We start from the raw sequence: 23,452 nt of genomic DNA on the forward strand, positions 1-23,452 counted from the left end.
TGATCTAGATCAAACTGAACAGCGCCTCTCAGGAGGAAGTGTTTCCCATCAGTTATCTCAAAGGGCTTGTGGGAGCGGGGCATGTCGAAGCTCGGACTTGGTATCATTTTCGCGGCGGGGCTCAGCGCCCTCGTTGCCGGCAGCGCGACGGCCGCCGATCTTTCCACCCCGGTCTACAAGGCCCCGGCGGTCGAAGAGCCGCTGAGCCCGTGGCAGATCCGCGTGCGCGCCCTCTATGTGCTGCCTGAGAACGGCGGCTCGGTGACCGGCGTCCCGTTCTCCAACCTCACCTATTCGAGCGCCGTTGTTCCGGAGCTCGACATCACCTACTACTTCACCAAGAACATCGCCGCCGAACTCATCCTCGGCGTGACGCCCCACAACATCTACGGTGCCGGCACCCTCACCGGTCTCGGTCAGGTCGGCAAGGTGTGGCTGCTGCCCCCCACCCTCACCCTGCAGTACCACTTCACCGACTTCGGCCCGTTCAAGCCCTATATCGGCGCCGGCGTGAACTACACCGCCTTCTTTAGCCAGGAAGCCACCAACCCGGCCTTCTCCTCGCTCAAGGTCAACGACTCGTGGGGCGTCGCCCTGCAGGCCGGCTTCGACTGGATGATCGACCGCCACTGGGGCATCAACGTCGACGTGAAGAAGATCTTCCTGCAGCCCGACTTCATGCTGCAGACCGTGGGCGGCACCTACCTCCAGGGCGGCGCGGACCTCAACCCCTGGATCTTCGGTACGGGCGTGACCTACCGCTTCTGATCGACCGATCCAGTCGCTATTCTAGAAAACGCCGGGCTCGCCCGGCGTTTTTTTTCGCCCGCCCGCCGGTACGCCCCGGATATTTCTGCGCCGCGCCGAGCCGCGAAGGCGGCATATTCGTTCGTGCGCCTGACGCTCCGCCCCCCGGCGGGGCGTTGGCACCGCAGCAAACGGTCGCTACAAGCGCGGGCATAGGACGATCATCCAATTGCCGGCCACTGCGTATCGGTCTTTAAAGCCGCCCAAGGTGCTTTGGAATCGTTGCGAAGAGACGACGATTGAGATACCTGATCGATCGATTTTTCAGGAGGAGGCCCCATGGCCGACAGCCCTCAGCGCATTGATCGCCCCCTATCGCCACACCTACAGATTTACCGTCCTCTGTTCACGATGATGATGTCCATTGTGCATCGCATCACGGGCGTCGGGCTGTATTTCGGCATGGCGATCCTGGTCTGGTGGCTGCTCGCGGCCGCAACCTCGCCCTCGGCCTACGCCACCTTCAGCGCGGTGGCGGGTTCGCCCATCGGCCTGCTCGTGCTGTTCGGCTTCACCTGGGCCCTGCTGCACCACGCCCTCGGCGGCGTGCGCCACTTTATCTGGGACTTCATCCACGGCTTCGGTCCGGAGCGCGTCCTGCTCGCCAAGGCCACCCTGGCCGGCTCGGTGGTGCTCACCGTGGTCGTCTGGATCATCGGCCTCGCGCTGAAGGGCTGAGGAGAACGCCATGAGCACCCCCCACTCCGGCCCCGCGCCCGCACGTGCCACCATGCGCACGCCCCTCGGCCGCGTCCGCGGCCTCGGCGCCGCCAAGTCCGGCACCGAGCACTTCTTCACGCAGCGCCTCACCGGCGCCGCGAACCTCCTGCTGTCCATCGCCTTCATCATCATCGTGATCTCGGTGGCCGGCCAGAGCTACGCCGCGGCCCGCGCGACGCTCGGTCATCCGCTGGTGGCGGTGATCATTCTTCTGACGCTGCTTTCCGTTACCACGCACATGCGCATCGGCATGCAGGTGGTCATCGAGGACTACGTGCACACGGAAGGCCTCAAGGTGCTGCTCATCGTGGCCAACACCTTCTTCAGCATTGCCGTTGCCCTCGCCGGCGCCTTCGCCGTGCTCAAGATCAGCCTGGGAGGCTGACACATGGCCGATACCGCAACGAACGGGGCTGCCGCGCCCGGCATCAACGGCGCCGCCTACCCCATCGAGGATCACACCTACGACGTGCTCGTGGTCGGCGCCGGTGGCGCGGGCCTTCGCGCCGTGGTGGGCTGCTCCGAGGCGGGCCTGCGCACCGCCTGCATCACCAAGGTGTTCCCCACCCGCTCCCACACCGTCGCTGCCCAGGGCGGCGTCGCCGCCTCGCTCGGCAACATGGGCGACGACAAGTGGGAATGGCACATGTACGACACCGTCAAGGGGTCGGACTGGCTGGGCGATCAGGACGCCATCGAATACCTCGTGCGCAATGCGCCGGCCGCCGTCTACGAGCTGGAGCACTGGGGCGTTCCCTTCTCCCGCACCGAGGATGGCAAGATCTACCAGCGCCCCTTCGGCGGCATGACCACGCATTTCGGCAAGGGCACCGCCCAGCGCACCTGCGCCGCGGCGGACCGCACCGGCCATGCCATGCTACACACGCTCTACGGCGCGGCGCTGAAGCACCAGGCCGAGTTCTTCGTCGAATATTTCGCCATCGACCTCATCATGGATGAGGAAGGCCGCTGCCGCGGCGTGGTGGCCATCAAGCTCGACGACGGCACCATCCACCGGTTCCGCGCGCACCTCACCGTGCTCGCCACCGGCGGTTATGGCCGCGCCTACTTCTCCGCCACCTCGGCCCATACCTGCACCGGCGACGGCGGCGGCATGGTGCTGCGCGCCGGCCTGCCCCTGCAGGACATGGAATTCGTGCAGTTCCACCCCACCGGCATCTACGGCTCGGGCTGCCTCATCACCGAGGGCGCCCGCGGCGAAGGCGGCTACCTGACCAATTCCGAGGGCGAGCGCTTCATGGAGCGCTATGCCCCCTCGGCCAAGGATCTCGCCTCGCGTGACGTCGTCTCGCGCGCCATCACCATGGAGATCCGCGAGGGTCGTGGCGTCGGCAAGGCCAAGGACCACGCCTTCCTCCACCTCGACCATCTCGATCCCGCCGTCCTCCACGAGCGCCTCCCCGGCATCTCGGAGAGCGCGAAGATCTTCGCCGGCGTGGACGTGACGCGCGAGCCGATCCCGATCCTGCCCACCGTGCACTACAACATGGGCGGCATCCCCACGAACTATTACGGCGAAGTTCTGGACAAGCGCCAGGGCGACCCGGACAAGGTGGTGCCCGGCCTGATGGCCATCGGCGAGGCCGCCTGCGTCTCGGTGCACGGCGCCAACCGCCTCGGCTCCAACTCGCTCATCGACCTCGTGGTGTTCGGCCGCGCCGCCGGCCTGCGCGCGGCGGAGCTGGTGAAGCCCGGCGAGAAGCACCGGCCCCTGCCGGAGAACAGCGCCGAGCTGTCGCTCTCCCGCCTCGACAAGTACCGCTACGCCTCCGGTGGCACCCCCACCGCCGAGCTGCGCCTCTCCATGCAGAAGGTGATGCAGAACAACTGCGCCGTCTTCCGCACCGGCGAGGTGCTCGAGGAAGGCAAGAAGCTCATCCACGACGTGTTCAACGCCTCGAGCGACATCGGTGTCACCGATCGCTCGCTGGTGTGGAACTCGGACCTCATCGAGACGCTGGAATACGAGAACCTCATCTCGCAGGCCATCGTCACCATGGAGAGCGCGGCAAACCGACAGGAAAGCCGTGGCGCCCATGCGCGCGAGGACTTCCCGGACCGCGACGACGTGAACTGGATGAAGCACACGCTGGCCTATTTCGACCCGGCCTCCGGTGCTGTCCGGCTCGACGACCGGCCCGTGCACACCTACACCCTGTCCAACGACATCCAGTACATCGAGCCGAAGAAGCGCGTGTACTGACGCCCCACTCGACCGCGCGCGCCGGGGGGAACGCCCGCCGCGCGCGGCCATGGCAAGAATTCCTGCGGGCGGTCACCGCTCCAGCGCTTCAGGACGTCCCATGGTTGAGCTCACTCTTCCGAAGAACTCGCAGGTCACGACCGGCAAGACCTGGCCGAAGCCCGCCGGCGCCAAGAAGCTGACCGAGTTCCGCATCTACCGCTGGAATCCGGACGACGGGAAGAACCCGCGCATCGACACCTATTATGTCGATCGCGAGGATTGCGGCCCGATGGTGCTGGACGGCCTGATCTACATCAAGAACAAGATCGACCCGACCCTCACCTTCCGCCGCTCCTGCCGCGAAGGCGTGTGCGGCTCGTGCGCCATGAACATCGGCGGCACCAACACCCTCGCCTGCACCAAGGGCATGGACGAGGTGCTGGTGAAGGGAGTGGTCAACATCTATCCCCTGCCGCACATGCCGGTGGTGAAGGATCTGGTGCCCGACCTCACCAACTTCTACGCGCAGCACGCCTCCATCGAGCCCTGGCTCCAGACGGACACCGCCGCCCCCGAGAAGGAGTGGCGCCAGTCCAAGGACGACCGCGAGAAGCTGGATGGCCTCTACGAGTGCATCCTGTGCGCCTGCTGCTCCACCTCCTGCCCGAGCTACTGGTGGAACGGCGACCGCTATCTAGGCCCCGCCGCGCTCCTGCAGGCCACCCGCTGGCTGAAGGACAGCCGCGACGAGCGCACCGGCGAACGCCTCGACTATCTGGAAGACCCCTTCCGGCTCTATCGCTGCCACACCATCATGAACTGCGCCCAGGCGTGCCCGAAGAGCCTCAACCCGGCCAAGGCCATCGCCGAAATCAAGAAGATGATGGTCGAGCGCCAGATCTGACGCTCACCGCATCTCCGGCTGCTACCGGGACCGCCCGCCTGACTGGCGCGGCGGTCCTTTTTGTTTCTGACGTGTCGCGACCGCCTGTGGCCCTCGGAGCCGTCTGAGGCCTCGCTGCCCGTCCGTCTGACGGGACGGTCCTACCCGCATCTCGGGCTGAACCGGAGCGCCGCCGTCCGGCGTTGCCTTCGCGCGTTCCGAGCCCACTGCCCTCAAGAATTACGCTCGCGCATCTCCCGCCCTTCAAGGCGTGGGACGGCAGGGCCGTGCGCTTCGCAAAATGGTAAAACATGTGTTAGCGTTAATTTTACCTGTGACGAAAAGTCCTTGGACAGATTCAGTCGGAGAAGCAGCCATGTCGATCGTTCGCGCCGTCTTTCCCGCGTTTATCGCCTTCGCCCTGCTGTTCGGGGTCGTGACGCATCCGTCCGAGATGTTCGTCGCGCTCGGCAGCATCGTGCTCACGCTGAGCACAGCCAGCAGCATCATCTTTTTCGGCTTCGTGCTCATGGCCGCGATCTTCGGCTTCGAGCGCACCTCCGGCCGTCACATGGCCCCCGCCGCCGCGGTTCACGTGCACCGCTCGCTGCGCGACGAAGTCGCTCTCTGAGGTTTCCCAGCCCTTCCGGGACGAACCGGCCGCCCGTCCCTCTACGACGCCGCCGGTTCGCGCTGGCGCCTCATCCGCCCGGTGGCCGGCACATGGCTCCGGCCCAGTAGGCGTGTTGGTAGAAGGGCTTCAGCTCGATCCAGCGAATGCCACCCCGCCACAGATTGCTGTAGGGCTGGGGGCAGTAGCGCTGCAGGGCGGACGAGGGATTTCCCCGCCACGAATCCGGCACGAAAACCAGCACAGAGAAGCCGCCGCCGTTGAACTCCGGCTCGGCCGCCCTCCAGCCGCCCGGCAGCGCTTGGCGAAAGTAATTGCGCAAGGCAACGTAGGCATCGAACGGATAGGGATCCACATTGGGATCGGTGCGCTCCAGCGCCGGCAGATCCCCAAGGCTCTGGCTTGGCGACTGCGCGAAGGCCGGCCCGGACGCTACTGCACCAAGGCAGAGAAGCAGGACAGCGCCAGCCCCGCACGGACTCATGCGGTGCAATGAGAACCACCCGGAGGGAGGCGCGGCCGGATCGGTCATGGAGCCCCTTCCCGCTTGCCCGACCATAAACCTTTGGCGGGCCTCGCCCCTTGTGGCATGTGCCTGCGGATCCGGCAACGCGCTGCGGTACCAGGGGCCGAGAGCCGGGGACCCGGCTCAACCGATCCGGCACGATCGCCACAGCGCAGCCCCGACGAACGCTCTTGCGCCGATTTGCCTTGCACCACGCGCGCGGATCAGTTGAGAGAAGGCGAGCGCCGGCCAAATGGAGCGGCTGCGCGCTCAAGGGGGGCGGCGGTGCGGGAGAAGCGGAGAAAGCGGTGGCGCCTGCTGCCGTCCCGGTCTGGGGAGTCTGCGGCATGAGCCTCGCCTCACGGCGCTCCCTCGTCGCCCTCGTCACCACCTACGGTGCCTATGCCGGCGCATTGATGGCGCGCGGGCTTGAGCTGGTGGGCAAGCTCGGCCTCTACATGCTGGGTGCCCGCGTGCTCGGCGTGCACGACTCCGGCTATTTCTTCCTCTGCCTGACCTGGGTCGGGCTCATCGCCACGGTCGCCCGCGCCGGCTTCGAAAAGGCGGTCATCCGGCATATGGCGGCCGAACTCGCCGTGAATCGCGGACGTGAAGCCCGCCAGGCCTTTCTGCATGGCACAGGCCTCGTGACGCTGGGAGGATCGCTTGCGACCCTCGGCACCGTCGCGCTCGCCGGCCCGCTCGCCGAATATGTGTTCCGCGACCCCATGGTGGCGCCGGCGCTCATCATCTCTTCTCTGGCGATCCTGCCGCAGGTGCTGTGCACCTTCATGGGGCACGCGCTGGTCGGCTTCCATCGCGGCGCGGCCGGCCAGCTGGTGCAGAGCGGCCTGTGGCCCATGCTGATGCTCGCCGCCGTCGCTGTCGGCGTCCATTCGCTGGAGGGCGTGCTCTATGCGCTCGCCGCTGCAAACCTTGCTGCCGCGGTTCTCGGCGTGGTGCTGGTTGTGCGGGAGCGGCACCGGTTCCACGTGACACCGCCGTCGGGCACCGTGTCCGAAGCCATGCCGGCGCTGTGGCGCACCGCCATGCCGCTGGGCGTGGTGGAAATGGTGCAGATGTTCCTCGCCTCCCTGCCTGTCCTGTTGTTGGCTGCGTTTGGCCTGCCCTCCGCCGTGGGGGCCTTCTCCGTTGCCAATCGCATCTCCATGCTGATCTGGGTGGTATCCACCTCCATCGGCGTGGTGGCGGCCCCCTCCTTTGCCGCGCGCCATCGCCAGGACGACTGGGACGGGCTGAAGGCGCTCAATCGCAAGGTGCGGCTTGCCGTCGCCGTCTTCGGCTCGCCCATCGTCGCGGCGATGATCTTCTTCCCCACTCCGATCCTGCATCTCATCGGCCCCGGCTTCGAGATCGCCGCTCCGGCACTGATGGTGATGGGCGTCGGGCAGCTCATCAATTGCCTGCTTTCCTGCCAGGACATCATGCTCTCCATGACCGGCTTCGGCAGCGTGCTGCGCTGGCTCAACACGGCCCAGCTGGTGGTCTGCTGCACCCTGTGCGCAGCGCTGATCCCGCCCTTCGGCATGATGGGGGCGGCGGTGGCCACCGCCGTGTTTGCCGCCCAAGGGGCGATCGGGACCACGCTGGCCGTCCGGCGCTACCTCCCTCGTGCGTTCTGAGGTGCTGCCGGAATGCGGAACGGCTAACGGCGAATTAAGGTAAATCCCTGATCTTCGACGCGGGTTGCACGCTGGACATGCCCGCCTGATGCTGTGGGGGCGACAGCACGTGGCGCTGGGCGCACGGGGGACTGAATGTTGATGCCGCAGGCCGTCATGGCAGAGGGAAGCGACACGCCGGCACCGCCCGAGACGGGCAAGGTGTCGAGCTTCACCCTGCGCGACTTCCTGATCGCCGCCTTCTTCCACATCCGCATCGTGTCCATTGCGGCGATCCTGCCGCTCGTCATCGCCATCGGCGCCGCCTTCACCAGCCGCACCGAATACACCGCAAACAGCCTCTTGCTGGTCATCGTCACGCGCGAGGTCTCCAACGCGCAGAACGTGACCAATTCCGGCCCGCCCGTGATGACCATCGAGGGCCTGAAGCAGGTGGAATCGGAGGTGCAGATCCTCGAGAGCGCAGACGTTGCCCGCGCGACCATCGAGCAGATCGGCATCGACCGCCTCTACCCGCCGGGGCGGCTGTCCGCGATCACCGATCTCCTCGGCTTCGGCGAGGACCGCATGGACAAGGCGGTGACTCGGTTCCAGGGCAGCCTCCGGGCGAGCGTGCTGTCAGGGTCCAACGTCATCCAGGTCAGCTTCACCAATCCCGACCGGACCATCGCGGTGGAGACCACCGACGCGCTGGTGCGCAACTATCTCGCCTATCGCCGCAAGGTGCTGGAGAATCCCACCGCCAAGATTCTCCAGCTGGAGGTGGAGCGGTTCCGGCGCGACCTCGCGACGGTGGACAAGGACATCGAGGACCTCAAGGCGAAGGCCGGCATCATCGACTTCAGCCAGGACGCGGTTCTCGCCGCCAACCAGGTGGATTCCATCCTGCAGCGGCGCCGGCAGGTATCGGAGCGCGAGGTGGCGGTGACGGCGCAGATCGACGAGGCGGACCGCCAGCTCAAGGCGCTGCCCGACTCGGTGTTCGACTTTGCCGAGACCACCAATGCGTTGCCCGGCGACGAGGACGCCAACACCCTCACCAAGCTCCTGCTCTCGCGCGACCGCCTCGCCGCGCAATATGCCCCGGGCAGCCAGCTTCTGCGGGAGATCGACAAGCAGATCGCCACCGTGCGCCAGCGCATCAATGCGCGGCAGGACAGGCGCTATTCCACCGATCGCGCGGTGCGCAACCCGCAGGTCAACTACATCCAGAACATGATCCTGTCGCTCCGGGTGGAGCAGGATTCGCTCGCCCGCCAGAAGGGCGAACTGGTGGACCAGCAGCGCATGGCCGAAGAACGCCTGACCGTGCTGCGCAATGCCGAGACGCCGCTGATCGAGCTGAACCGGCGCCGCGACGCCCTGAGCGAGGGCTTCCGGGAGTATCAGCGCCGCGCGGTCGCTGCCAACATCGAGGAAACCGCTGCTCTATCGCGCCAGTCCGCCGTACGCGTGGTGCAGGAGGCGGGGGCCGCAGTCGTCAAGCGGTCGCTGGTGCTGCCGCTGCTCGCCGCCGGCATCTTTGCCGGCCTCCTGTTCGGCGGGGCGGCGGGCGCCATGGCCTCGGCACTGCGAACCTCGTTCATCACCCCCGGCGAGGCCGAGCGCGGCCTCGGCCTGCAGGCGATCGCCACTGTTGATGCCGAGACCGAGGAATCCGACGGCTTCGGTACCGAGACGGCCATCAGTTCCTGCGCAACGCTGCTTCTGGACACCCGCATCGACGACGAGCCGCTGCGGGCCATCCACTTCCTCTCGCCCGATACCGACGACAGCCTGACCACCTTCACCCGCATGCTGGCCGAAGAACTGGCCCGCCAGCGGCAGAGGCGCACGCTGCTGATCGACCTCGCCAATCCGACGCCCTACCCGCTGGCGGCCGGCTTCACCGAAACCCGCGGGGGCATTTCCGTCACCGGCACTCCGGTACCCAATCTGTGGGCCGCGGCGGACCTGGAGGCGTCGCCCCTGCTGGACATCCGCCAGCCCATTGCCGAAAGCGAGATGATGATGGCGGACCTCAAGACCGCCTTCGACTTCGTGATCGTCTGCTCCAACCTCAAGGGGGCCTCGCTCGTCACCCAGCGGTTCTGCCAGCTGGTCGACGGCAACATCCTCGCCGTTCAGGCGGAAGCGACGCGCCAGCCGGCGGCGCTGCACCTGCGCGATTCCGTGGTGGAGAGCGGCGGCGTGCTGCTCGGGCTCGTCTTCCTCGGCCGCCGCTATTACCTGCCTCACTGGCTGTACCGCCGCGCCTGAAAAAACCCCGGCACACAGAATTTCCGCAGATCAACCCAGGGGGCGCGCAAGCGCCCCTTTCGCGTTCAAGGTGTAGGTCGCAGCGGCACACACCCCAACACCGCGGATAATCGAACGTTAACTATGGGCCTTTAAGGTCGCTTTACCACGTTCGACGGTTTTCGCGACGGGATCTTCTGTTGACGCCCCGCACTTGGAGAGGCGAGACAGGGACACCGAAGCGTTAATCATGTTGCAGTGATTCGCTGTGGGGGTGCGTTGATGGTCTTGCCAGAGTGCAGCGCGGATACCGCTGGCGCACCGGCACCGGGATCGGCCCCTGCCCTGCGCGGGCCTCGTGTCGGCCGGCGCCGAGTCGGCGCGATCAGGGCCGGCGTATCTCTCTGCGTCATCGCGCTGCTGCTCAACGGCTGCGCTGCCATCGCCACGTCCCAGCAGACCGGGACCGAGCCCTTCACCACCGGCCATGAACTGCGCTTCACAGAGGTGAATGCCGACCGCTTTAAGCCGTGGAGCGACGTGGTCCCGAGCTATCGGCTCGGCCCCGGCGACAAGCTGAAGGTCAAGTATTTCATCACCCGCGAGATGGACGAGGACCTCGTGGTCAGCCCGGACGGCTCGATTGCGCCGCGGGCGATCGGCCAAATCCGAGTGGAAGGCTCCACGCTCTCCTCGGTCCAGGACTACATCCGCCGCGAGTCCCGCAAGGAACTGGTGGACCAAAAGGTCGTCGTCTCGCTGGAGGAAGCCATTTCGGCCAAGGTCTATGTGGGCGGCATGGTGCCCCGCCCGGGCGCCTACAAGCTCGCCGACATGGGCACCAGCGCCTTGCAGGGCATCCTCCTCGCCGGCGGCTTCACCGAGGAAGCGCGCACCGGCCAGGTGGCGCTCATCCGCCGCGGGCCCAACAACGAGCCCATGCTGCGCATCATCAACGTGCGCGACGTGATCCAGACCGGTTTCGACGCCAACGACGTACCGCTGGTCACCGGCGACATCATCTACGTGCCGCGCAGCTCGATCGCCGAGGTCAACCTCTGGATCGATCAATTCATCACCAAGGTGGTGCCGTTCCAGCGCCAGTTCAGCTATACGCTGGGCAGCTACACCACCAACACCGGCTCTACCCTGATCCAATGACGGGTAGGGCCATACGGCACCGCCCTGCGCAGTGCGCCGGGCCTGCCACCACGGCGCGGAGCGCCTCATGACCGTTCACGCGAAGACGGACTACTCCATGCCAATCGTGAACTCCCCCGGCGATGTGAAGTACGTCCAGTTCCTCAACGTGCCCTTCGCCTGCCTCGACGCGCACGGCTCCGCCGCACACATCGCTGCGCGCCCGCCCGGCGCGCCATTCGAGTATGTGGTGACGCCCAACGCGTCCAACCTCACGCGCCTCAATGAGCTGAAGGACCCTCTCTTCATCGAGATCTACCGCAACGCTTGGCTGCACACCCTCGACGGCAGCGTGCCGAAGGTGCTGGCGCGGGCGCTGTTCGGCCTTGATATCCCGCTGGCGCCGGGCAGCGACATCACGAGCGAATTGTTCGAGCACTTCATTACGCCGGATGATGCCATCACGCTGATCGGCGGCTCGGACGAGCTGAAGCGGCGCCTCGTGGAGAAGTACGGCCTGAAGCAGGTCAACATGCATGTGCCGCCCATGGGCTTCATCGACAATCCCACGGAGGTTCAGGCTTGCGTGGATTTCGTACTGGCCCATCCGGCCCGCTACGTCTTCTTCATCGTCGGCTCGCCGCGCTCGGAATATGTCACGCGGCTCGTCTACAGGTCCGGCCGAGGCGTCGGGACCGGTCTGTGCGTCGGCTCCTCCCTCCATTTCCTCACCGGCCTCACCAAGCGGGCGAGCGAGACCTATCGCCGCTTCGGCCTCGAATGGCTGCACCGGCTGCTGGAGAACCCCCGCAGCCATGCGAGCCGCGTGTTTGTGGATTCCATGCCCATCTTTCTGACGGCTGCGAAGGCGCGCCTCAATCCGGCGGCCTACGGCATGTCCGGACCGCCTTCCGCGCGCCGGTAGAGCGATGGCCCGCCCGTCTCCCCCGCGCATCGACATGCCGCTGCGTCGAAGCGTGGGCGACCCTGCGGGCGCGTATCAAAGCGAACAGGTGCAGATGGGGGTCGTGCTGGTGCTTGCCGCCACGCTGCCCATGTTTGCGCAGGTCTTCCACTATATGAACGAGCTGCCGCCGACCTATTACATGTCGAAGGCGTGGCCGTTCATCACCCTGCCCCTCAGCATCTACGGCATTGCCCGGCTCGACCTGCCGGGCCGCAACATCTTTCTCATCTTCCTCGCCTATGCGCTGGGTTTCACGCCGATGATCTCGGTGATCCAGCTCGGCAATGATTTCTTCGACGCCATGACCACCACGGTGAAGGCGTGGCCGGTGAGCTATTATTTCGCGCTCTCCGCCTTGCTCGCCATGCTGGCTCCGGCGCCGAAGGCGGTGCGCGCGGTGATGATCGGCTACGGCTGGGCGACCTTCGCGCTGATGATCCTCCTGTTCCTGGTGGTGCCGACCTCCTGGTACGGCACCAAGCCCGAGGACGGGAAGCTGCTGATTTATGAGATCGAGCGCGGCTATCGTGTCTACATGCCCATGTTCTTCGGCATGATCCTCGTCTTCTACCTCGCCCGATGCGCGGTGATGAAGCCGAACCTGTTGCGGCTCATCGCGGTCCCGACGGCGTTCGTCATCATGCTGGTCATCTACAAGCAGAGGATGGCCATCGGTGGCGCGGTGCTGGTGACAGCCTATGCCATGCTGGTGAGCCTTCCCGCGCAATTGCGCCGCATCGCCATCGGCGCGGCGTTGATCGCCGCCTGTGCGGGACTCGCGGCGGGGGCCTACAAGTTCGGCCTGTTCTCGGGCGGGGCGGCGGACCAGGTGCAAGAGAGCCTGGGCGGCTCGCTCACCGTGCGCCAGAATTCCCTGTCCCTGGCCGCAGGCTTCCTCGGCGACAGCGCCCTGCGCTGGAGCTTCGGCGTCGGCGCGGCGACGCGCTTCGGCACCGTCTCCATGCGCGACATCATCGGCGACAACAACTTCTTCATCGCGGATCTGGGTTGGCCGGGCGTCGTGTTCGAATACGGGATCGCCGGCGCGATCCTTCTCGCGGCGATTCACGTGTGGGGCTTCATCATCGCGCTCAAGGCCGCGCGCGTCACCGGCGATCCGCTGGTTATGGCGCTTTCCGACTACGTGCTCTACCTGCTCATCACCTCGGCGGTGTACCCGCTGATCTTCGTGCCGGGCGAGCTTGGCGTCGTCCTGGCGGTTGCGGTCTATCTGCAGCGGGCCCATGAGCGGACTGAAGCGATGGCGCGACCGGGCGTCCGGACCTCGCCGCGGGTCGGGCGTGCCCATCCTGTCGTGAGCCGCGGCGCCGTCAGCGGCGGCCCGGCCCGAAACGCGCCCGTTCGCTGAACTTCAGCCGCGCCACGCCTTGAGGGCGGCGATCGCCTCCGGGCGCGCGGCGAAGAAGAAATTATTGATGTAGATTTTGCCCTTGGCCACGTGCGAGCCGTCGGCCTTGAGCGCCGACACCGACTGGTGGACGGCTGGGTCGAAGCTGGAAATGGGCGCCATGCGACCACCGTCGCGGAAGAAGCCTTCGTAGCCAAGAGGCTCCAGCAGCGCCCGAAGCGAGGCGATGGCGCCGGGGCGATGGCGCTCCTCCGCCTCCACCAGGATGGAGGGCTTCGATCCCGCCAACACGCCGGTAGCGCCTTCCAGCACCTTCAGCTCGTGTCCCTCCACGTCCAGCTTGATGAAGGAGATGTCACCGGCCACCACGTCATCGAGCCGCGCCAGCGACACGCGCACCTCCTCCATGGGCTTGCCCGCCTCTGCGGCGAGACGGCCGTCGATGGTGGCCAACGGCGAGAAACCCTTAGGGATATGCAACGTGGCCTCGCCCGGCCCGTCGCTGAGGGCGGCATCCGACAGGCGCAGCGCCCCGGACTTCAGCGCCTCGGGAAAGCGCAGGCGCAGGATGCGCACCATATGCGGGTTGGGCTCGAAAGCAGTCACCTTCGCCCCGCGCGCCAGTAGCCAGTAGATAAAGAGGCCGCGATTGGCACCGATGTCGCAGACCTTGTCGCCGCTCTTCACCAGCAGCGGGATGAAATTGACTTCCGAATAGGGCGAGCGTGCCGCCAGCCGGTCGAACACCGGACACAGCGCCGCGAACGCGCGGGGAAGCTGCGATTCGCCGACCATCTTCAGAGTCTCGAACACGCTCGTCTCCTGCGCTGCGCACGGCTGCGCCGAAGCTGCGCGCACCCGTGACCCCAAACCGCGCCAGACATACCAGACGGACATCCGAGCACAAGGCGGCGCCACGCCTCATCGGCAGGCAGGCGGTCGCCGGGATCACACTTCGGCGGGCGTGGTTAACGCCGGTGGGATCGCGCCGGAGGCACCATTTCAGGGGCCTTGCGCGGGATCAAGGCTGCAGTCATGGAATGGTAAGAAGAGCCCATCTAGATGAGCGGGTTCGTCATGCCGAGCCGCGAGGGGGGTCGCATACATGGCCATAGGCGATGCATTGAACGTGCGTGCGCGCGCACCGTTGCGTCTGGGTCTCGCCGGGGGCGGCACCGACCTCTCCCCCTATTGTGACGAGCACGGCGGCAACGTGCTCAATGCCACCATTGACCGCTTCGCCTACGCCCATATCCGGGTGAACCGCATCGGCGCCTTGGTGCTGCGCGCCCGCGATGTCGGGACGGAGGAGGTGCTCGAGCCGAGCCTCGACCATCCGATCACCGAAGGACTGATGCTGCATCGGGCCGTCTACACCCACATGATGAAGACCTATTGCGACGGCGTGGCGCTGCCGCTCACCATGTCCACGACGATCGACGTGCCTGCGGGCTCTGGCCTCGGCGCATCCTCGGCCCTCGTGGTGGCGCTGATCGAGGCCTTCACCTATGCCCTCGGCCTGCCGCTCGGCCCCTATGACGTGGCGAAGCTCGCCTTCGACATCGAGCGCAAGCAGCTCGGCCTCGCCGGCGGCCGGCAGGACCAGTATTCGGCGGCCTTCGGCGGGCTCAACTTCATCGAGTTCCTGCCCTCCGACCGGGTAATCGTGAACCCGCTGCGCATCCGCCGCGAGCATCTCAACGAGTTCGAGGCGTCGCTGGTCATCTGCTTCTCCGGCCAGTCGCGCCGCTCCGACACCATCATCAAGGAGCAGGTGGCGGGGCTGAAGCAGATGGACGCCAAGACCATCGAGAACATGCACAAGCTGAAGCAGGACGCCATCGACATGAAGCTGGCCCTGCTGCGCGGCGACATCCGCGCCACGGCCGACATCCTCGGCCGCTCCTGGACCTCGAAGAAGGCCACCGCCGCCGGCATCGCCACCGAGCAGGTGGACAAGCTCTACGACATCGCCATTGCATCGGGGGCGTGGGCCGGCAAGGTGTCCGGCGCGGGCGGCGGCGGCTTCCTGATGTTCCTCACCGACCCGGAAAACCGCTACCAGCTCATCGGCGCCCTGAACGAGGCCGGCGGGCTCGCCAGCGCGGTGAAGTTCTCCATGGATGGCGCCGAGGGCTGGCCCATCGGGATCTGATCCCGCACATCCCCAAGCGCGCGCATCGGCGCCCTTCACCACCGCGGCGACACCCGCGGTGGCCTTCGCCGTGCTATGAGCCCCCAACGGAATTACTGCGAGAGGAGCCGGCGTGACCGAGCAATGCGTCATCCTGCTGGGCGGGCTCGGCACCCGCCTCGGCGCGCTCACCAAGGACACGCCGAAGCCGCTGCTGAAGGTCGGCGACGTCCCCTTCGTAGAAGTGCTGATCGCGGAGGCGCGGCGCCGCGGCTTCCGCAAGTTCCTGCTGCTCGCCGGCTACCGGGCCGAGGTGGTGGAAAACTACATCACCGGCACGGACGTGCCCGGCCGCTTCGACTGCACGGTGGACATCTCGCTGGAGGAGACTCCCCTCGGCACCGGAGGCGCGCTGGTCAACGCCTTGCCACTGCTCGACGAGAGTTTTCTGCTCGTCAACGGCGATACCTGGTTCGACTTCAACTGGCTGGATCTCGTCGCCACGTCGCGCAAGAACGGCGCAGCCTTCGGCATGGGCCTGCGTCTCGTGCATAGCCCGGACCGCTACGAAACCATCGCGCTCGACGGCACCCGCGTCGCCGCCGTCCGCCCGCGCGGGGCGGGGCTTACGGAAGCGCTCATCAATGGCGGCGTCTATTATGTGCGCCGTGACGTGATCGAGGGGCTCGGCATGCCCTCCTCGCTGGAGGGGGATCTTCTGCCGCGCCTCGTAGCGGAAGGCCGCGTCACCGGTGTCGCCTATGACGGCTTCTTCATCGACATCGGCATCCCCGAGACCTTCACGGCGGCCCAGACCAGCGTGCCCGCGCGCCGCCGCCGCCCGGCGGTGTTCCTCGATCGCGACGGCGTGCTCAACGTGGACACTGGCTATGTCCACGCCGCCGAGGACTTCACCTGGATCGAGGGCGCGAGGGAAGCGATCAAGCTGTTCAACGACCTCGGCTATTACGTCTTCCTCGTCACCAATCAGGCTGGCGTCGCCCGCGGCTATTACGAGGAAGAGGCGATCCACGTCCTGCATGCCTTCGTGCAGGCGGAGCTGCGCGAGATCGGTGCGGAGCTGGACGACTGGCGCTATTGCCCGTTCCATCCCGAAGGCACGGTCGAGCGCTACCGGGGCTCCCACGCCTGGCGCAAGCCTGAGCCCGGCATGATCCTGGACCTGATGGCGAACTGGCCGGTGAACACGGCGCACAGCTTCCTCATCGGCGACAACCCCACCGACATCGCCGCCGCGAAGGCCGCCGGCATTGCCGGTCATCTGTTCCCGGGCGGCGACCTTCTCGCTTTTTCCCGCGCCATCCTCGCCAACTCCGCCGCGGAGTCGCAGTCATGACCGGCCAGACTACTGGTGCCTCGTCCCACCCTCTCGCCGACCTTGCGGCCGACGCCCGCGCCTGGATGTTCGGCGCCGCGGCGCCCCTGTGGTCTCGCGTCGGACGCGATCCCAGGGGCCTGTTTGCCGAGCGGCTCGATGTGGCGGGCCAGCCCGACGACGCGCCGCGCCGCCTGTTCGTGCAGGCGCGCCATACCTATTCGTTCTGCGAGTTCGGCCGTCTCGGCTGGGACGGCCCGTGGCAGAGGCTCGCGGGCGAGACGGTGGATTATCTCCTCGCCCACGGCCGGCGGCCGGACGGTCTCTTCATCCATCGCTTCACGACCGACGGCGAGGTTCTGGATGCCCGCGCCGATCTCTACGACCAGGCCTTCATGCTGTTCTGCCTCGGCCATGCGGGCAAGGCGCTGGGGCGGACCGACCTCTATGGCGTCGCCGACAGCCTCGCCGATGCGCTGGAGGCGGGTTGGCGGCATCCGGCCGGCGGCTTCGTCGAGCATGACATTCCACGTCCGCACCGCCACCAGAACCCCCACATGCATTTCTTCGAGGCCTTCTCTGCGCTCTATGCCGTGACCGGCGCGCCGCGCTGGAAGGCGCTGGCGGAAGAGATGGCGACGCTCTGCCGCGACCGCTTCATCGATCCGGCCACGGGCGCGCTGCTCGAATACTTCACCGACGACCTGAAGCCCGCGCCCGGCGTGGACGGCACCATCGTGGAGCCCGGCCATTGCTTCGAATGGGCATGGCTGTTCGAGGGCTTGTCCGCCTGGGGCTGGCCGGGCGCCGCCGTGTCCGACCGCCTCACCGCCTTCGGCCGGCGGACCGGCATCGATGCGGTGAACGGCGTCGCCATCAATGAGGTGCTGACCAACGGCACCATCCACAAGCCGACCGCGCGCCTCTGGCCGCAGACCGAGCGGCTGAAGATCGCCCTCGCCCGCCTGCGCCGCACCGGCAGCTCAGAGGAGGCCGAGGAGGCGCGCAACGCCTATCGCGGTCTCAAGCTCTATCTCGACATGCCGGTGCCCGGCACCTGGCAGGACGTGCTGAATCCGGATGGCAGCTTCGTGCCCATGCCGGCGCCCGGCTCCTCGCTCTACCACATCACCTGCGCCATGGCGGAGCTGGTCGACACGGTGGAGGGGCGGCGCTGAGGCGTCACGGCATCGGCGCCGCGCAATCGGCAAGGTTCAGCGAGGCGCAGATGGCGAGGGCGAAGCTCGCATAGCCCGGATTGTCCGGCCCCGGCGGGCCGGGCGGCGTCAGGCCGATCGCATAGAGCATGGCGCCCGCCTTCGGGTCATCGCCCAAGCCCGCCAGCAGCCGCGCGATGCCCTCCAAGGAGGTGCGCGGCCCGCCATTCTCCGGCGGCAGCACCTGGAAACCCAGCGCCAGAGGCCCCTTCCAGAGGGCACGATAGGCCCGGAAGGCCTGGTCGGGCCGGAAGGTCGGGCCGGCGTCATAGGCCATCACAGAAACGAGATCGATGCCCGCCGCCTCGGGCGATCGCAACAGCGCCAGCATCATGCCCACAAAGGGACCATTGCGCGGTTCAGCCGCGAAGTAAGGTCCATCGCCATAGGCGCCGACGCTCCAGCCGGCGACCGTCACCGCGTAAGGCCGCGGCAACACGCTGCGGAGATCCCTCAGCACCGCGATGGACCGCGCATCATCGGCGCAGGCGACGGTGCCCCGGGGGGTGTGGATGCAGCCGGCGTCGGGGGTCTCATAGTCGAGATCCACCCCGTCCGCGCCGATGTCCTTCACCAGCAGCGCGAGGGCGGCCATGTTGCGATTGTCCCAGCCGAAATGGTTCCAGCCGCCGACCGAGACGAGCACCTTGGTCGCCGGGTTGCGTTGGCGCAGCAGCACGATCGCCTGCTTCAGCACCGCGCCCGAGAAAGGAAAGAGAAGTCCCGTACCGGACAGGTCGAGATCGCCCTTATAGACAAGATCGGGTTTCGCGAAGCCAAGGGCCACGTGGGTGATGTAGCCAGGCAGGCGGGCCAAGCGGGTCTGCGCCGGCACCGTGGTCGCAACCTCGGTCCAGGACGTGAGATAGGCGAGGAACGGCCCCTCGCGGGGCGCTCCCCTTGCCGACTGTGCCGCCGACGGCGACGGCAGGGCGAGGACGAGGACGAGGACGAGGAGCGCTCCGAGCGCCGCCCTCAGAACACCGACGGACCGGCCATGCCCTTGGTGACGGTGAGCAGCATGATTCTGATGTCGAACCATATGGACCAGTGCTCGATGTAGAAGAGGTCGAGCTCGACGCCGCGCTCGGCCTTCTCCAGGGTGTTGATGCCCCCGCGCATGCCGTTGATCTGCGCCCAGCCGGTGATGCCCGGCTTCATGCGGTAGCGCGCCACATACTGGCTGATGGCCTCGTAACGGACGTTGGTCGCCACCTTCATGTTCGGCACATGGGGGCGGGGGCCGACGACGCTCATCTCGCCGCGCAGCACGTTGATGAGCTGCGGCAGTTCGTCGATGGAGGTGGAGCGCAGGAAGTTGCCGACCTTGGTGATGCGCGGGTCGTTCTTGCTGGTGCCCTTGGAGCCGTCGTCGGTGGGATCGACCCGCATGGTGCGCAGCTTGTAGCACTGGAACACGCGGTTGTTCAGGCCGACGCGGGGCTGGCGGAACAGGATTGGCCCCGGGGAATCCAGCTTGATGGCGATGGCCGCGCCAATGAGGATCGGCGCCGTGAGCAGGAGGCCGATGGTGGCCACCACATAATCCTCCACCCCCTTTAGGAGACCGAGCGAGCCCTTCAGCGGCTGCTGCTGCACCTGAAGGGCCGGCTCGCCGGCGATGCGGGTGAGGTTGGCGTAGTTGAGCGTGAAGCGGTCCGGATCCAGCTCGACGATGACGTCGGCGGCGATCTGGTACATCTGGTTGGCGATAGCGCTGATGGCGGCCGGGTCGTTCCAGCTCTTGGCGACAACCACGATGTCCACGGGGTTGTGCTTTACATATTCCAGAAGGTCCTTCATTCCGCCGAGCACTGGCAGTCCGTCGGGACCGGGCGGCGGAAGGTGCGCACCCTCCACATGGCTGTCGTCGAACAGAGCGACGAAGCTCAGGAGGCCGGTATCGCCCTCCTCTTCCTTGTAGCGCCGCACGAGGTCACGGGCGCGACCGAGATCGCCGATGGCCACCACATTGCGGCGCAAAACCTCGTGGGTCTGCACCAGCGACATGCCGATGCGCACAATCACGAGGCGGCCGAAGATGAGCATGAGGGTGGTGACGACACCCCAGCCGAGGAGCGCCCAGAGGTTGGTCTGGCCGATGGGGATCAGGGCGTAATAGCAGATCGCGATCACCGCGCCCGCGGGCACCACGCCGACGCCGATATGGCCGATCTGCCGCAGCGGGCGCACATAGTGCTCGACCCGGTAGCCGCGGCCGATTTGCAGCACCTGAACATAGGTGAAGATGCCGAACGCCCAGAGGATGGCGAGCTGGCTCCAGGACAGGAAATCCCAGCGCAGATGCGCAATGATCGCCCCGAGCGCCGCCATGACGACGTCGCACGACAGGACGAGCCGATTGACCAGTCCATGGGTCCACCGTGTCATCGTCCCCCGATCCCCGCAGCAGCCGTCGAATCCCAAGTTCCACGGTATGTGCTTCTGGTTAAGAAGTGGTGGGCAGTCAAGGATATGGAGCAAATTGTGGCGGCATGGAGCGATCGAGCACCTCGCGATCACGTCGCCGTCCGAAACGCCCCAAAAAGAGAAAGCCGCCGGACCCTGCGATCCGGCGGCTTCGATCTCGTTCAGAATGAAGGTGTCTTCAGTGGCCGAAGGCCTTCACCACGTCCTCGGTGACCTTCTTGGCGTCGCCGAAGAGCATCATGGTGTTGTCCTTGAAGAACAACTCGTTCTCGACGCCGGCATAGCCTGCCGACATGCCGCGCTTGATGAAGAGAACGGTCTTGGCCTTCTCCACGTCGAGGATGGGCATGCCGTAGATGGGCGACTGCGGGTCGGTCTTGGCCGCCGGGTTCGTCACGTCGTTGGCGCCGATCACGAAGGCCACGTCCGCCTGGGCGAACTCAGAGTTGATGTCCTCCAGCTCGAACACCTCGTCGTAGGGCACCTGGGCCTCGGCGAGCAGCACGTTCATGTGGCCCGGCATGCGGCCCGCCACCGGGTGGATGGCGTACTTGACCTCGACGCCCTCCTCCTTGAGCAGATCCGCCATCTCGCGGAGCGCGTGCTGGGCCTGGGCCACCGCCATGCCGTAGCCGGGCACGATGATGACCTTCTCGGCGTTCTTCATGATGTAGGCCGCGTCGTCGGCCGAACCCTGCTTCACCGGGCGGGCTTCCGCATGGCCGGCAGCACCGGCCGCCGCGGCGTCACCGCCGAAGCCGCCGAGGATGACCGAGATGAAGGACCGGTTCATGCCCTTGCACATGATGTAGGACAGGATGGCGCCCGAGGAGCCCACCAGCGCACCCGTGATGATGAGCGCGGTGTTGCCCAGGGTGAAGCCGATGCCGGCCGCCGCCCAGCCCGAGTAGGAGTTCAGCATCGACACCACGACGGGCATGTCCGCGCCGCCGATGGGGATGATGAGCAGGCCGCCGAGGATCAGCGACAGCAGCGTGATGATCCAGAACAGCGTGATCGAGCCGGTGAGCACGAACGCGACGATTAGGATCAGCAGCAGCAGGGCCAGGCCGCCATTGATGAGATGGCGCGCCGGCAGCATGATCGGCTTGCCGCTCATGTTGCCGTTGAGCTTGGCGAAGGCGATGATCGAGCCGGTGAAGGTGATCGCACCGATAGCAACGCCTAGCGACATCTCCACGAGGCTCGCCCCGTGCAGGTGGCCGGGATCGCCGATGCCGAAGGCGCGCGGCGCATAGAGCGCGGCCGCGGCCACCAGCACGGCGGCGAGGCCGACGAGCGAGTGGAAGGCGGCGACCAGCTGCGGCATTGCCGTCATGGCGATGCGCTTGGCCACCACCGCACCGACGCCACCGCCGATGCCGATGCCGGCGAGCACCAGCACCCAGCCGATCCCGTCGGACGGCGGGGAGAGCGCGAGCGTGGTGAGGATGGCGATGCCCATGCCCACCATGCCGAACAGGTTGCCCTGCCGCGAGGTGGTTGGATGGGAGAGGCCCCGGAGGGCCAGCACGAAGAGGATGCCTGCGACGAGGTAGAGCAGGGCGGCGAGGTTCGCGGTCATGTGCCTCGCCTCACTTCTTCTTGGAGTACATGGCGAGCATTCGGCTGGTCACCATGAACCCGCCGAAGATGTTCACCGAGGCGAAGATGAGCGCGACGAAACCGAAGATGCGCGCGCCCCAGGCGTGGCTGGAATCGCCCACCGTGGTCACGCCGACGGCGAGCAGCGCGCCCACCACGATCACCGACGAGATGGCGTTGGTGACGCTCATCAGCGGGGTGTGCAGCGCCGGGGTCACCGACCACACCACGTAGTAGCCCACGAACACCGCGAGCACGAAGATAGAGAGGCGGAACACGAAGGGGTCGATCGCCCCGCCGGTCGCCGCGTGGGCGGCCGCGCCGAGGGCGGAGGCCGCCTGGTCGGCATAGAGCTGGGCGGCTTCCGCGGCCTGCCGCGCGATCTCGGCGGCGGTGCGGGCTTGAACTGCGGCGTCCGCCGCGGACTGGGCTGTGGCGGGATTCATCAGGCCGCTCCCTCGCTGGTCGCTGCGGGATTCTTGGGTGCGAAGTTCGGATGCACGACGGCACCGTCACGGGTGAGGAGCGTGGCTTTCACCAGTTCGTCGTCCCACTTGACGGCCAGCGCCTTCGACGCCTTGTCCACCATCGTCTCGAAGAAGTTGAACAGGTTCTTGGCGTAGAGCGGCGAGGCCGAGGCGGCGATGCGGCCCGGCACGTTGAGGTGGCCGACGATCTTCACGCCATTCACCTCGACCACCTGCCCCGCCACCGCACCGGCGACGTTGCCGCCGCGCTCGACCGCGAGGTCGATCAGCACGGAGCCCGGCTTCATGGAGGCCACCATCTCCGCCGTCACGAGGCGCGGCGCGGGCCGGCCCGGGATGAGAGCGGTGGTGATGACGATGTCCTGCTTCTTGATGTGCTCGGCGACGAGCGCGGCCTGCTTGGCCTGGTACTCCGCCGACATGGGCTTGGCGTAGCCGGCCGCGGTCTCGGCCTGCTTGAACTCCTCGTCCTCCACCGCGACGAACTTGGCGCCCAGCGAGGCGACCTGTTCCTTGGCGGCGGGACGGACGTCGGTGGCGGTCACGATGGCGCCGAGGCGGCGGGCGGTCGCGATGGCCTGCAGGCCCGCGACGCCGGCGCCCATGACGAAGACGCGCGCGGCGGGAACGGTGCCAGCGGCGGTCATCATCTGCGGCAGGGCGCGGTTGAACTCGGCGGCCGCGTCGATCACCGCGCGATAGCCGGCGAGGTTCGCCTGCGAGGAGAGCACGTCCATCACCTGCGCACGGGTGATGCGGGGCATCAGCTCCATGGCGAAGGAGGAGATCCCGGCATTGGCCATGGCGGCGAGCGCCGCGTCACTGCCGTAGGGATCCATGATGGCGAGGACGAGCGCGCCGGGCTTGTACGACGAAAGTTCGGCTTCCGTCGGCCGGCGAACCTTCAGTACGACTTCGGCGCCGTTCAGCGCATCCCACGCCGACGGGGCGATGGTGGCGCCAGCCGCCACGAAGTCTGAATCGAGAATGCCGGACTTCACGCCCGCGCCGCTCTCCACGGCCACGGATGCGCCAAGTGCGACCAGACGCTTCACCGTATCCGGGGTCGCGCCAACCCTCGGCTCGCCGAGATCGATCTCGGCGGGAACAGCGATTTTCATTTCTTGAAGTCT

The 23,452-nt window shown here is 66.8% G+C and carries 21 protein-coding genes; 14 read left to right on the forward strand and 7 right to left on the reverse strand.

Annotated features, from left to right (window positions below):
* Window positions 1–81: 81 nt before the first annotated feature.
* From D7006_RS18295 to D7006_RS18320, 6 genes are all read left to right on the forward strand, one after another.
* Window positions 82–768, forward strand: a complete 687-nt coding sequence (locus tag D7006_RS18295; RefSeq protein ID WP_237354056.1) for an OmpW family protein — start codon at window positions 82–84, stop codon at window positions 766–768.
* A gap of 318 nt (window positions 769–1,086) precedes the next feature.
* Window positions 1,087–1,485, forward strand: a complete 399-nt coding sequence (sdhC, locus tag D7006_RS18300; protein ID WP_169123963.1) for a succinate dehydrogenase, cytochrome b556 subunit — start codon at window positions 1,087–1,089, stop codon at window positions 1,483–1,485.
* A 10-nt stretch (window positions 1,486–1,495) separates the two neighbouring features.
* Window positions 1,496–1,912, forward strand: coding sequence for a succinate dehydrogenase, hydrophobic membrane anchor protein (gene sdhD, locus D7006_RS18305; protein ID WP_169123964.1), 417 nt, complete (start codon window positions 1,496–1,498; stop codon window positions 1,910–1,912).
* A gap of 3 nt (window positions 1,913–1,915) precedes the next feature.
* Window positions 1,916–3,751 (forward strand): succinate dehydrogenase flavoprotein subunit, encoded by a 1,836-nt coding sequence (sdhA, locus tag D7006_RS18310; protein ID WP_229646064.1) that lies wholly within the window; start codon window positions 1,916–1,918, stop codon window positions 3,749–3,751.
* Window positions 3,752–3,851: 100 nt separating this feature from the next.
* Window positions 3,852–4,637: a succinate dehydrogenase iron-sulfur subunit gene (locus tag D7006_RS18315; protein ID WP_029555308.1), complete on the forward strand. Its 786-nt coding sequence runs from the start codon at window positions 3,852–3,854 to the stop codon at window positions 4,635–4,637.
* A 355-nt stretch (window positions 4,638–4,992) separates the two neighbouring features.
* Complete coding sequence (locus tag D7006_RS18320; protein WP_229646063.1) at window positions 4,993–5,247, forward strand: hypothetical protein; 255 nt, start codon at window positions 4,993–4,995, stop codon at window positions 5,245–5,247.
* Window positions 5,248–5,317: 70 nt separating this feature from the next.
* Here the strand turns inward: D7006_RS18320 and D7006_RS18325 are convergent, their stop codons facing one another.
* Entirely contained in the window at window positions 5,318–5,779 is a 462-nt protein-coding gene (locus tag D7006_RS18325) for a hypothetical protein (RefSeq protein ID WP_237354057.1), read from the reverse strand.
* Window positions 5,780–6,099: 320 nt separating this feature from the next.
* Here D7006_RS18325 and D7006_RS18330 point away from each other — a divergent pair, with 320 nt between their 5' ends.
* From D7006_RS18330 to D7006_RS18350, 5 genes are all read left to right on the forward strand, one after another.
* Entirely contained in the window at window positions 6,100–7,395 is a 1,296-nt protein-coding gene (locus tag D7006_RS18330) for a lipopolysaccharide biosynthesis protein (protein WP_237354058.1), read from the forward strand.
* A 156-nt stretch (window positions 7,396–7,551) separates the two neighbouring features.
* Window positions 7,552–9,654, forward strand: coding sequence for a lipopolysaccharide biosynthesis protein (locus D7006_RS18335; protein WP_237354059.1), 2,103 nt, complete (start codon window positions 7,552–7,554; stop codon window positions 9,652–9,654).
* A gap of 261 nt (window positions 9,655–9,915) precedes the next feature.
* Complete coding sequence (locus tag D7006_RS18340; RefSeq protein ID WP_229646059.1) at window positions 9,916–10,794, forward strand: polysaccharide biosynthesis/export family protein; 879 nt, start codon at window positions 9,916–9,918, stop codon at window positions 10,792–10,794.
* 67 nt (window positions 10,795–10,861) lie between these two features.
* Entirely contained in the window at window positions 10,862–11,698 is an 837-nt protein-coding gene (locus D7006_RS18345; protein ID WP_237354060.1) for a WecB/TagA/CpsF family glycosyltransferase, read from the forward strand.
* Window positions 11,699–11,702: 4 nt separating this feature from the next.
* Entirely contained in the window at window positions 11,703–13,109 is a 1,407-nt protein-coding gene (locus D7006_RS18350) for a hypothetical protein (protein WP_237354061.1), read from the forward strand.
* 3 nt (window positions 13,110–13,112) lie between these two features.
* Here the strand turns inward: D7006_RS18350 and D7006_RS18355 are convergent, their stop codons facing one another.
* The gene (locus tag D7006_RS18355; RefSeq protein ID WP_237354062.1) at window positions 13,113–13,922 is read right to left on the reverse strand and encodes an FkbM family methyltransferase; all 810 of its coding nucleotides are present in this window, start codon (window positions 13,920–13,922) and stop codon (window positions 13,113–13,115) included.
* Between the two features lie 292 nt (window positions 13,923–14,214).
* Here D7006_RS18355 and D7006_RS18360 point away from each other — a divergent pair, with 292 nt between their 5' ends.
* The 3 genes from D7006_RS18360 (at window position 14,215) to D7006_RS18370 (ending at window position 17,757) form a co-directional block, all read left to right on the forward strand.
* Entirely contained in the window at window positions 14,215–15,264 is a 1,050-nt protein-coding gene (locus D7006_RS18360; RefSeq protein WP_237354063.1) for a GHMP kinase, read from the forward strand.
* Window positions 15,265–15,376: 112 nt separating this feature from the next.
* Window positions 15,377–16,600, forward strand: a complete 1,224-nt coding sequence (locus D7006_RS18365; protein WP_237354064.1) for an HAD-IIIA family hydrolase — start codon at window positions 15,377–15,379, stop codon at window positions 16,598–16,600.
* Window positions 16,597–17,757, forward strand: coding sequence for an AGE family epimerase/isomerase (locus D7006_RS18370; protein ID WP_237354065.1), 1,161 nt, complete (start codon window positions 16,597–16,599; stop codon window positions 17,755–17,757). The genes D7006_RS18365 and D7006_RS18370 overlap by 4 nt, the downstream gene beginning before the upstream one ends.
* Before the next feature lie 4 nt (window positions 17,758–17,761).
* Here D7006_RS18370 and D7006_RS18375 read toward each other — a convergent pair whose 3' ends face one another.
* The 5 genes from D7006_RS18375 to D7006_RS18395 all read right to left on the reverse strand — a co-directional run bounded on the left by D7006_RS18375 (window position 17,762) and on the right by D7006_RS18395 (window position 23,440).
* Window positions 17,762–18,613 (reverse strand): glycosyl hydrolase family 18 protein, encoded by an 852-nt coding sequence (locus D7006_RS18375; RefSeq protein WP_237354066.1) that lies wholly within the window; start codon window positions 18,611–18,613, stop codon window positions 17,762–17,764.
* Window positions 18,614–18,771: 158 nt separating this feature from the next.
* On the reverse strand, window positions 18,772–20,187 hold the full coding sequence (locus D7006_RS18380) for an exopolysaccharide biosynthesis polyprenyl glycosylphosphotransferase (RefSeq protein WP_229646051.1): 1,416 nt from the start codon (window positions 20,185–20,187) through the stop codon (window positions 18,772–18,774).
* A 217-nt stretch (window positions 20,188–20,404) separates the two neighbouring features.
* On the reverse strand, window positions 20,405–21,811 hold the full coding sequence (locus tag D7006_RS18385; RefSeq protein ID WP_169123978.1) for an NAD(P)(+) transhydrogenase (Re/Si-specific) subunit beta: 1,407 nt from the start codon (window positions 21,809–21,811) through the stop codon (window positions 20,405–20,407).
* Window positions 21,812–21,821: 10 nt separating this feature from the next.
* Window positions 21,822–22,277, reverse strand: a complete 456-nt coding sequence (locus tag D7006_RS18390; protein WP_229646050.1) for a proton-translocating transhydrogenase family protein — start codon at window positions 22,275–22,277, stop codon at window positions 21,822–21,824.
* Window positions 22,277–23,440 (reverse strand): Re/Si-specific NAD(P)(+) transhydrogenase subunit alpha, encoded by a 1,164-nt coding sequence (locus D7006_RS18395; RefSeq protein WP_237354067.1) that lies wholly within the window; start codon window positions 23,438–23,440, stop codon window positions 22,277–22,279. Before D7006_RS18395 ends, D7006_RS18390 begins: the two co-directional genes overlap by 1 nt.
* Between the last annotated feature and the right edge of the window lie 12 nt (window positions 23,441–23,452).

The organism is Xanthobacter sp. YC-JY1 (assembly GCF_021730305.1).
Classification (GTDB): Bacteria; Pseudomonadota; Alphaproteobacteria; order Rhizobiales; family Xanthobacteraceae; genus Xanthobacter; species Xanthobacter flavus.

What these genes read in the sequence shown, in the direction of transcription:
- D7006_RS18295 (WP_237354056.1), top strand. Translation starts at nt 82, where the DNA reads ATGTCGAAGCTCGGACTTGGTATCATTTTCGCGGCGGGGCTCAGCGCC.
- sdhC (WP_169123963.1), top strand. Translation starts at nt 1,087, where the DNA reads ATGGCCGACAGCCCTCAGCGCATTGATCGCCCCCTATCGCCACACCTA.
- sdhD (WP_169123964.1), top strand. Translation starts at nt 1,496, where the DNA reads ATGAGCACCCCCCACTCCGGCCCCGCGCCCGCACGTGCCACCATGCGC.
- sdhA (WP_229646064.1), top strand. Translation starts at nt 1,916, where the DNA reads ATGGCCGATACCGCAACGAACGGGGCTGCCGCGCCCGGCATCAACGGC.
- D7006_RS18315 (WP_029555308.1), top strand. Translation starts at nt 3,852, where the DNA reads ATGGTTGAGCTCACTCTTCCGAAGAACTCGCAGGTCACGACCGGCAAG.
- D7006_RS18320 (WP_229646063.1), top strand. Translation starts at nt 4,993, where the DNA reads ATGTCGATCGTTCGCGCCGTCTTTCCCGCGTTTATCGCCTTCGCCCTG.
- D7006_RS18325 (WP_237354057.1), bottom strand. Translation starts at nt 5,779, where the DNA reads ATGACCGATCCGGCCGCGCCTCCCTCCGGGTGGTTCTCATTGCACCGC.
- D7006_RS18330 (WP_237354058.1), top strand. Translation starts at nt 6,100, where the DNA reads ATGAGCCTCGCCTCACGGCGCTCCCTCGTCGCCCTCGTCACCACCTAC.
- D7006_RS18335 (WP_237354059.1), top strand. Translation starts at nt 7,552, where the DNA reads ATGGCAGAGGGAAGCGACACGCCGGCACCGCCCGAGACGGGCAAGGTG.
- D7006_RS18340 (WP_229646059.1), top strand. Translation starts at nt 9,916, where the DNA reads ATGGTCTTGCCAGAGTGCAGCGCGGATACCGCTGGCGCACCGGCACCG.
- D7006_RS18345 (WP_237354060.1), top strand. Translation starts at nt 10,862, where the DNA reads ATGACCGTTCACGCGAAGACGGACTACTCCATGCCAATCGTGAACTCC.
- D7006_RS18350 (WP_237354061.1), top strand. Translation starts at nt 11,703, where the DNA reads ATGGCCCGCCCGTCTCCCCCGCGCATCGACATGCCGCTGCGTCGAAGC.
- D7006_RS18360 (WP_237354063.1), top strand. Translation starts at nt 14,215, where the DNA reads ATGGCCATAGGCGATGCATTGAACGTGCGTGCGCGCGCACCGTTGCGT.
- D7006_RS18370 (WP_237354065.1), top strand. Translation starts at nt 16,597, where the DNA reads ATGACCGGCCAGACTACTGGTGCCTCGTCCCACCCTCTCGCCGACCTT.
- D7006_RS18380 (WP_229646051.1), bottom strand. Translation starts at nt 20,187, where the DNA reads ATGACACGGTGGACCCATGGACTGGTCAATCGGCTCGTCCTGTCGTGC.
- D7006_RS18385 (WP_169123978.1), bottom strand. Translation starts at nt 21,811, where the DNA reads ATGACCGCGAACCTCGCCGCCCTGCTCTACCTCGTCGCAGGCATCCTC.
- D7006_RS18390 (WP_229646050.1), bottom strand. Translation starts at nt 22,277, where the DNA reads ATGAATCCCGCCACAGCCCAGTCCGCGGCGGACGCCGCAGTTCAAGCC.
- D7006_RS18395 (WP_237354067.1), bottom strand. Translation starts at nt 23,440, where the DNA reads ATGAAAATCGCTGTTCCCGCCGAGATCGATCTCGGCGAGCCGAGGGTT.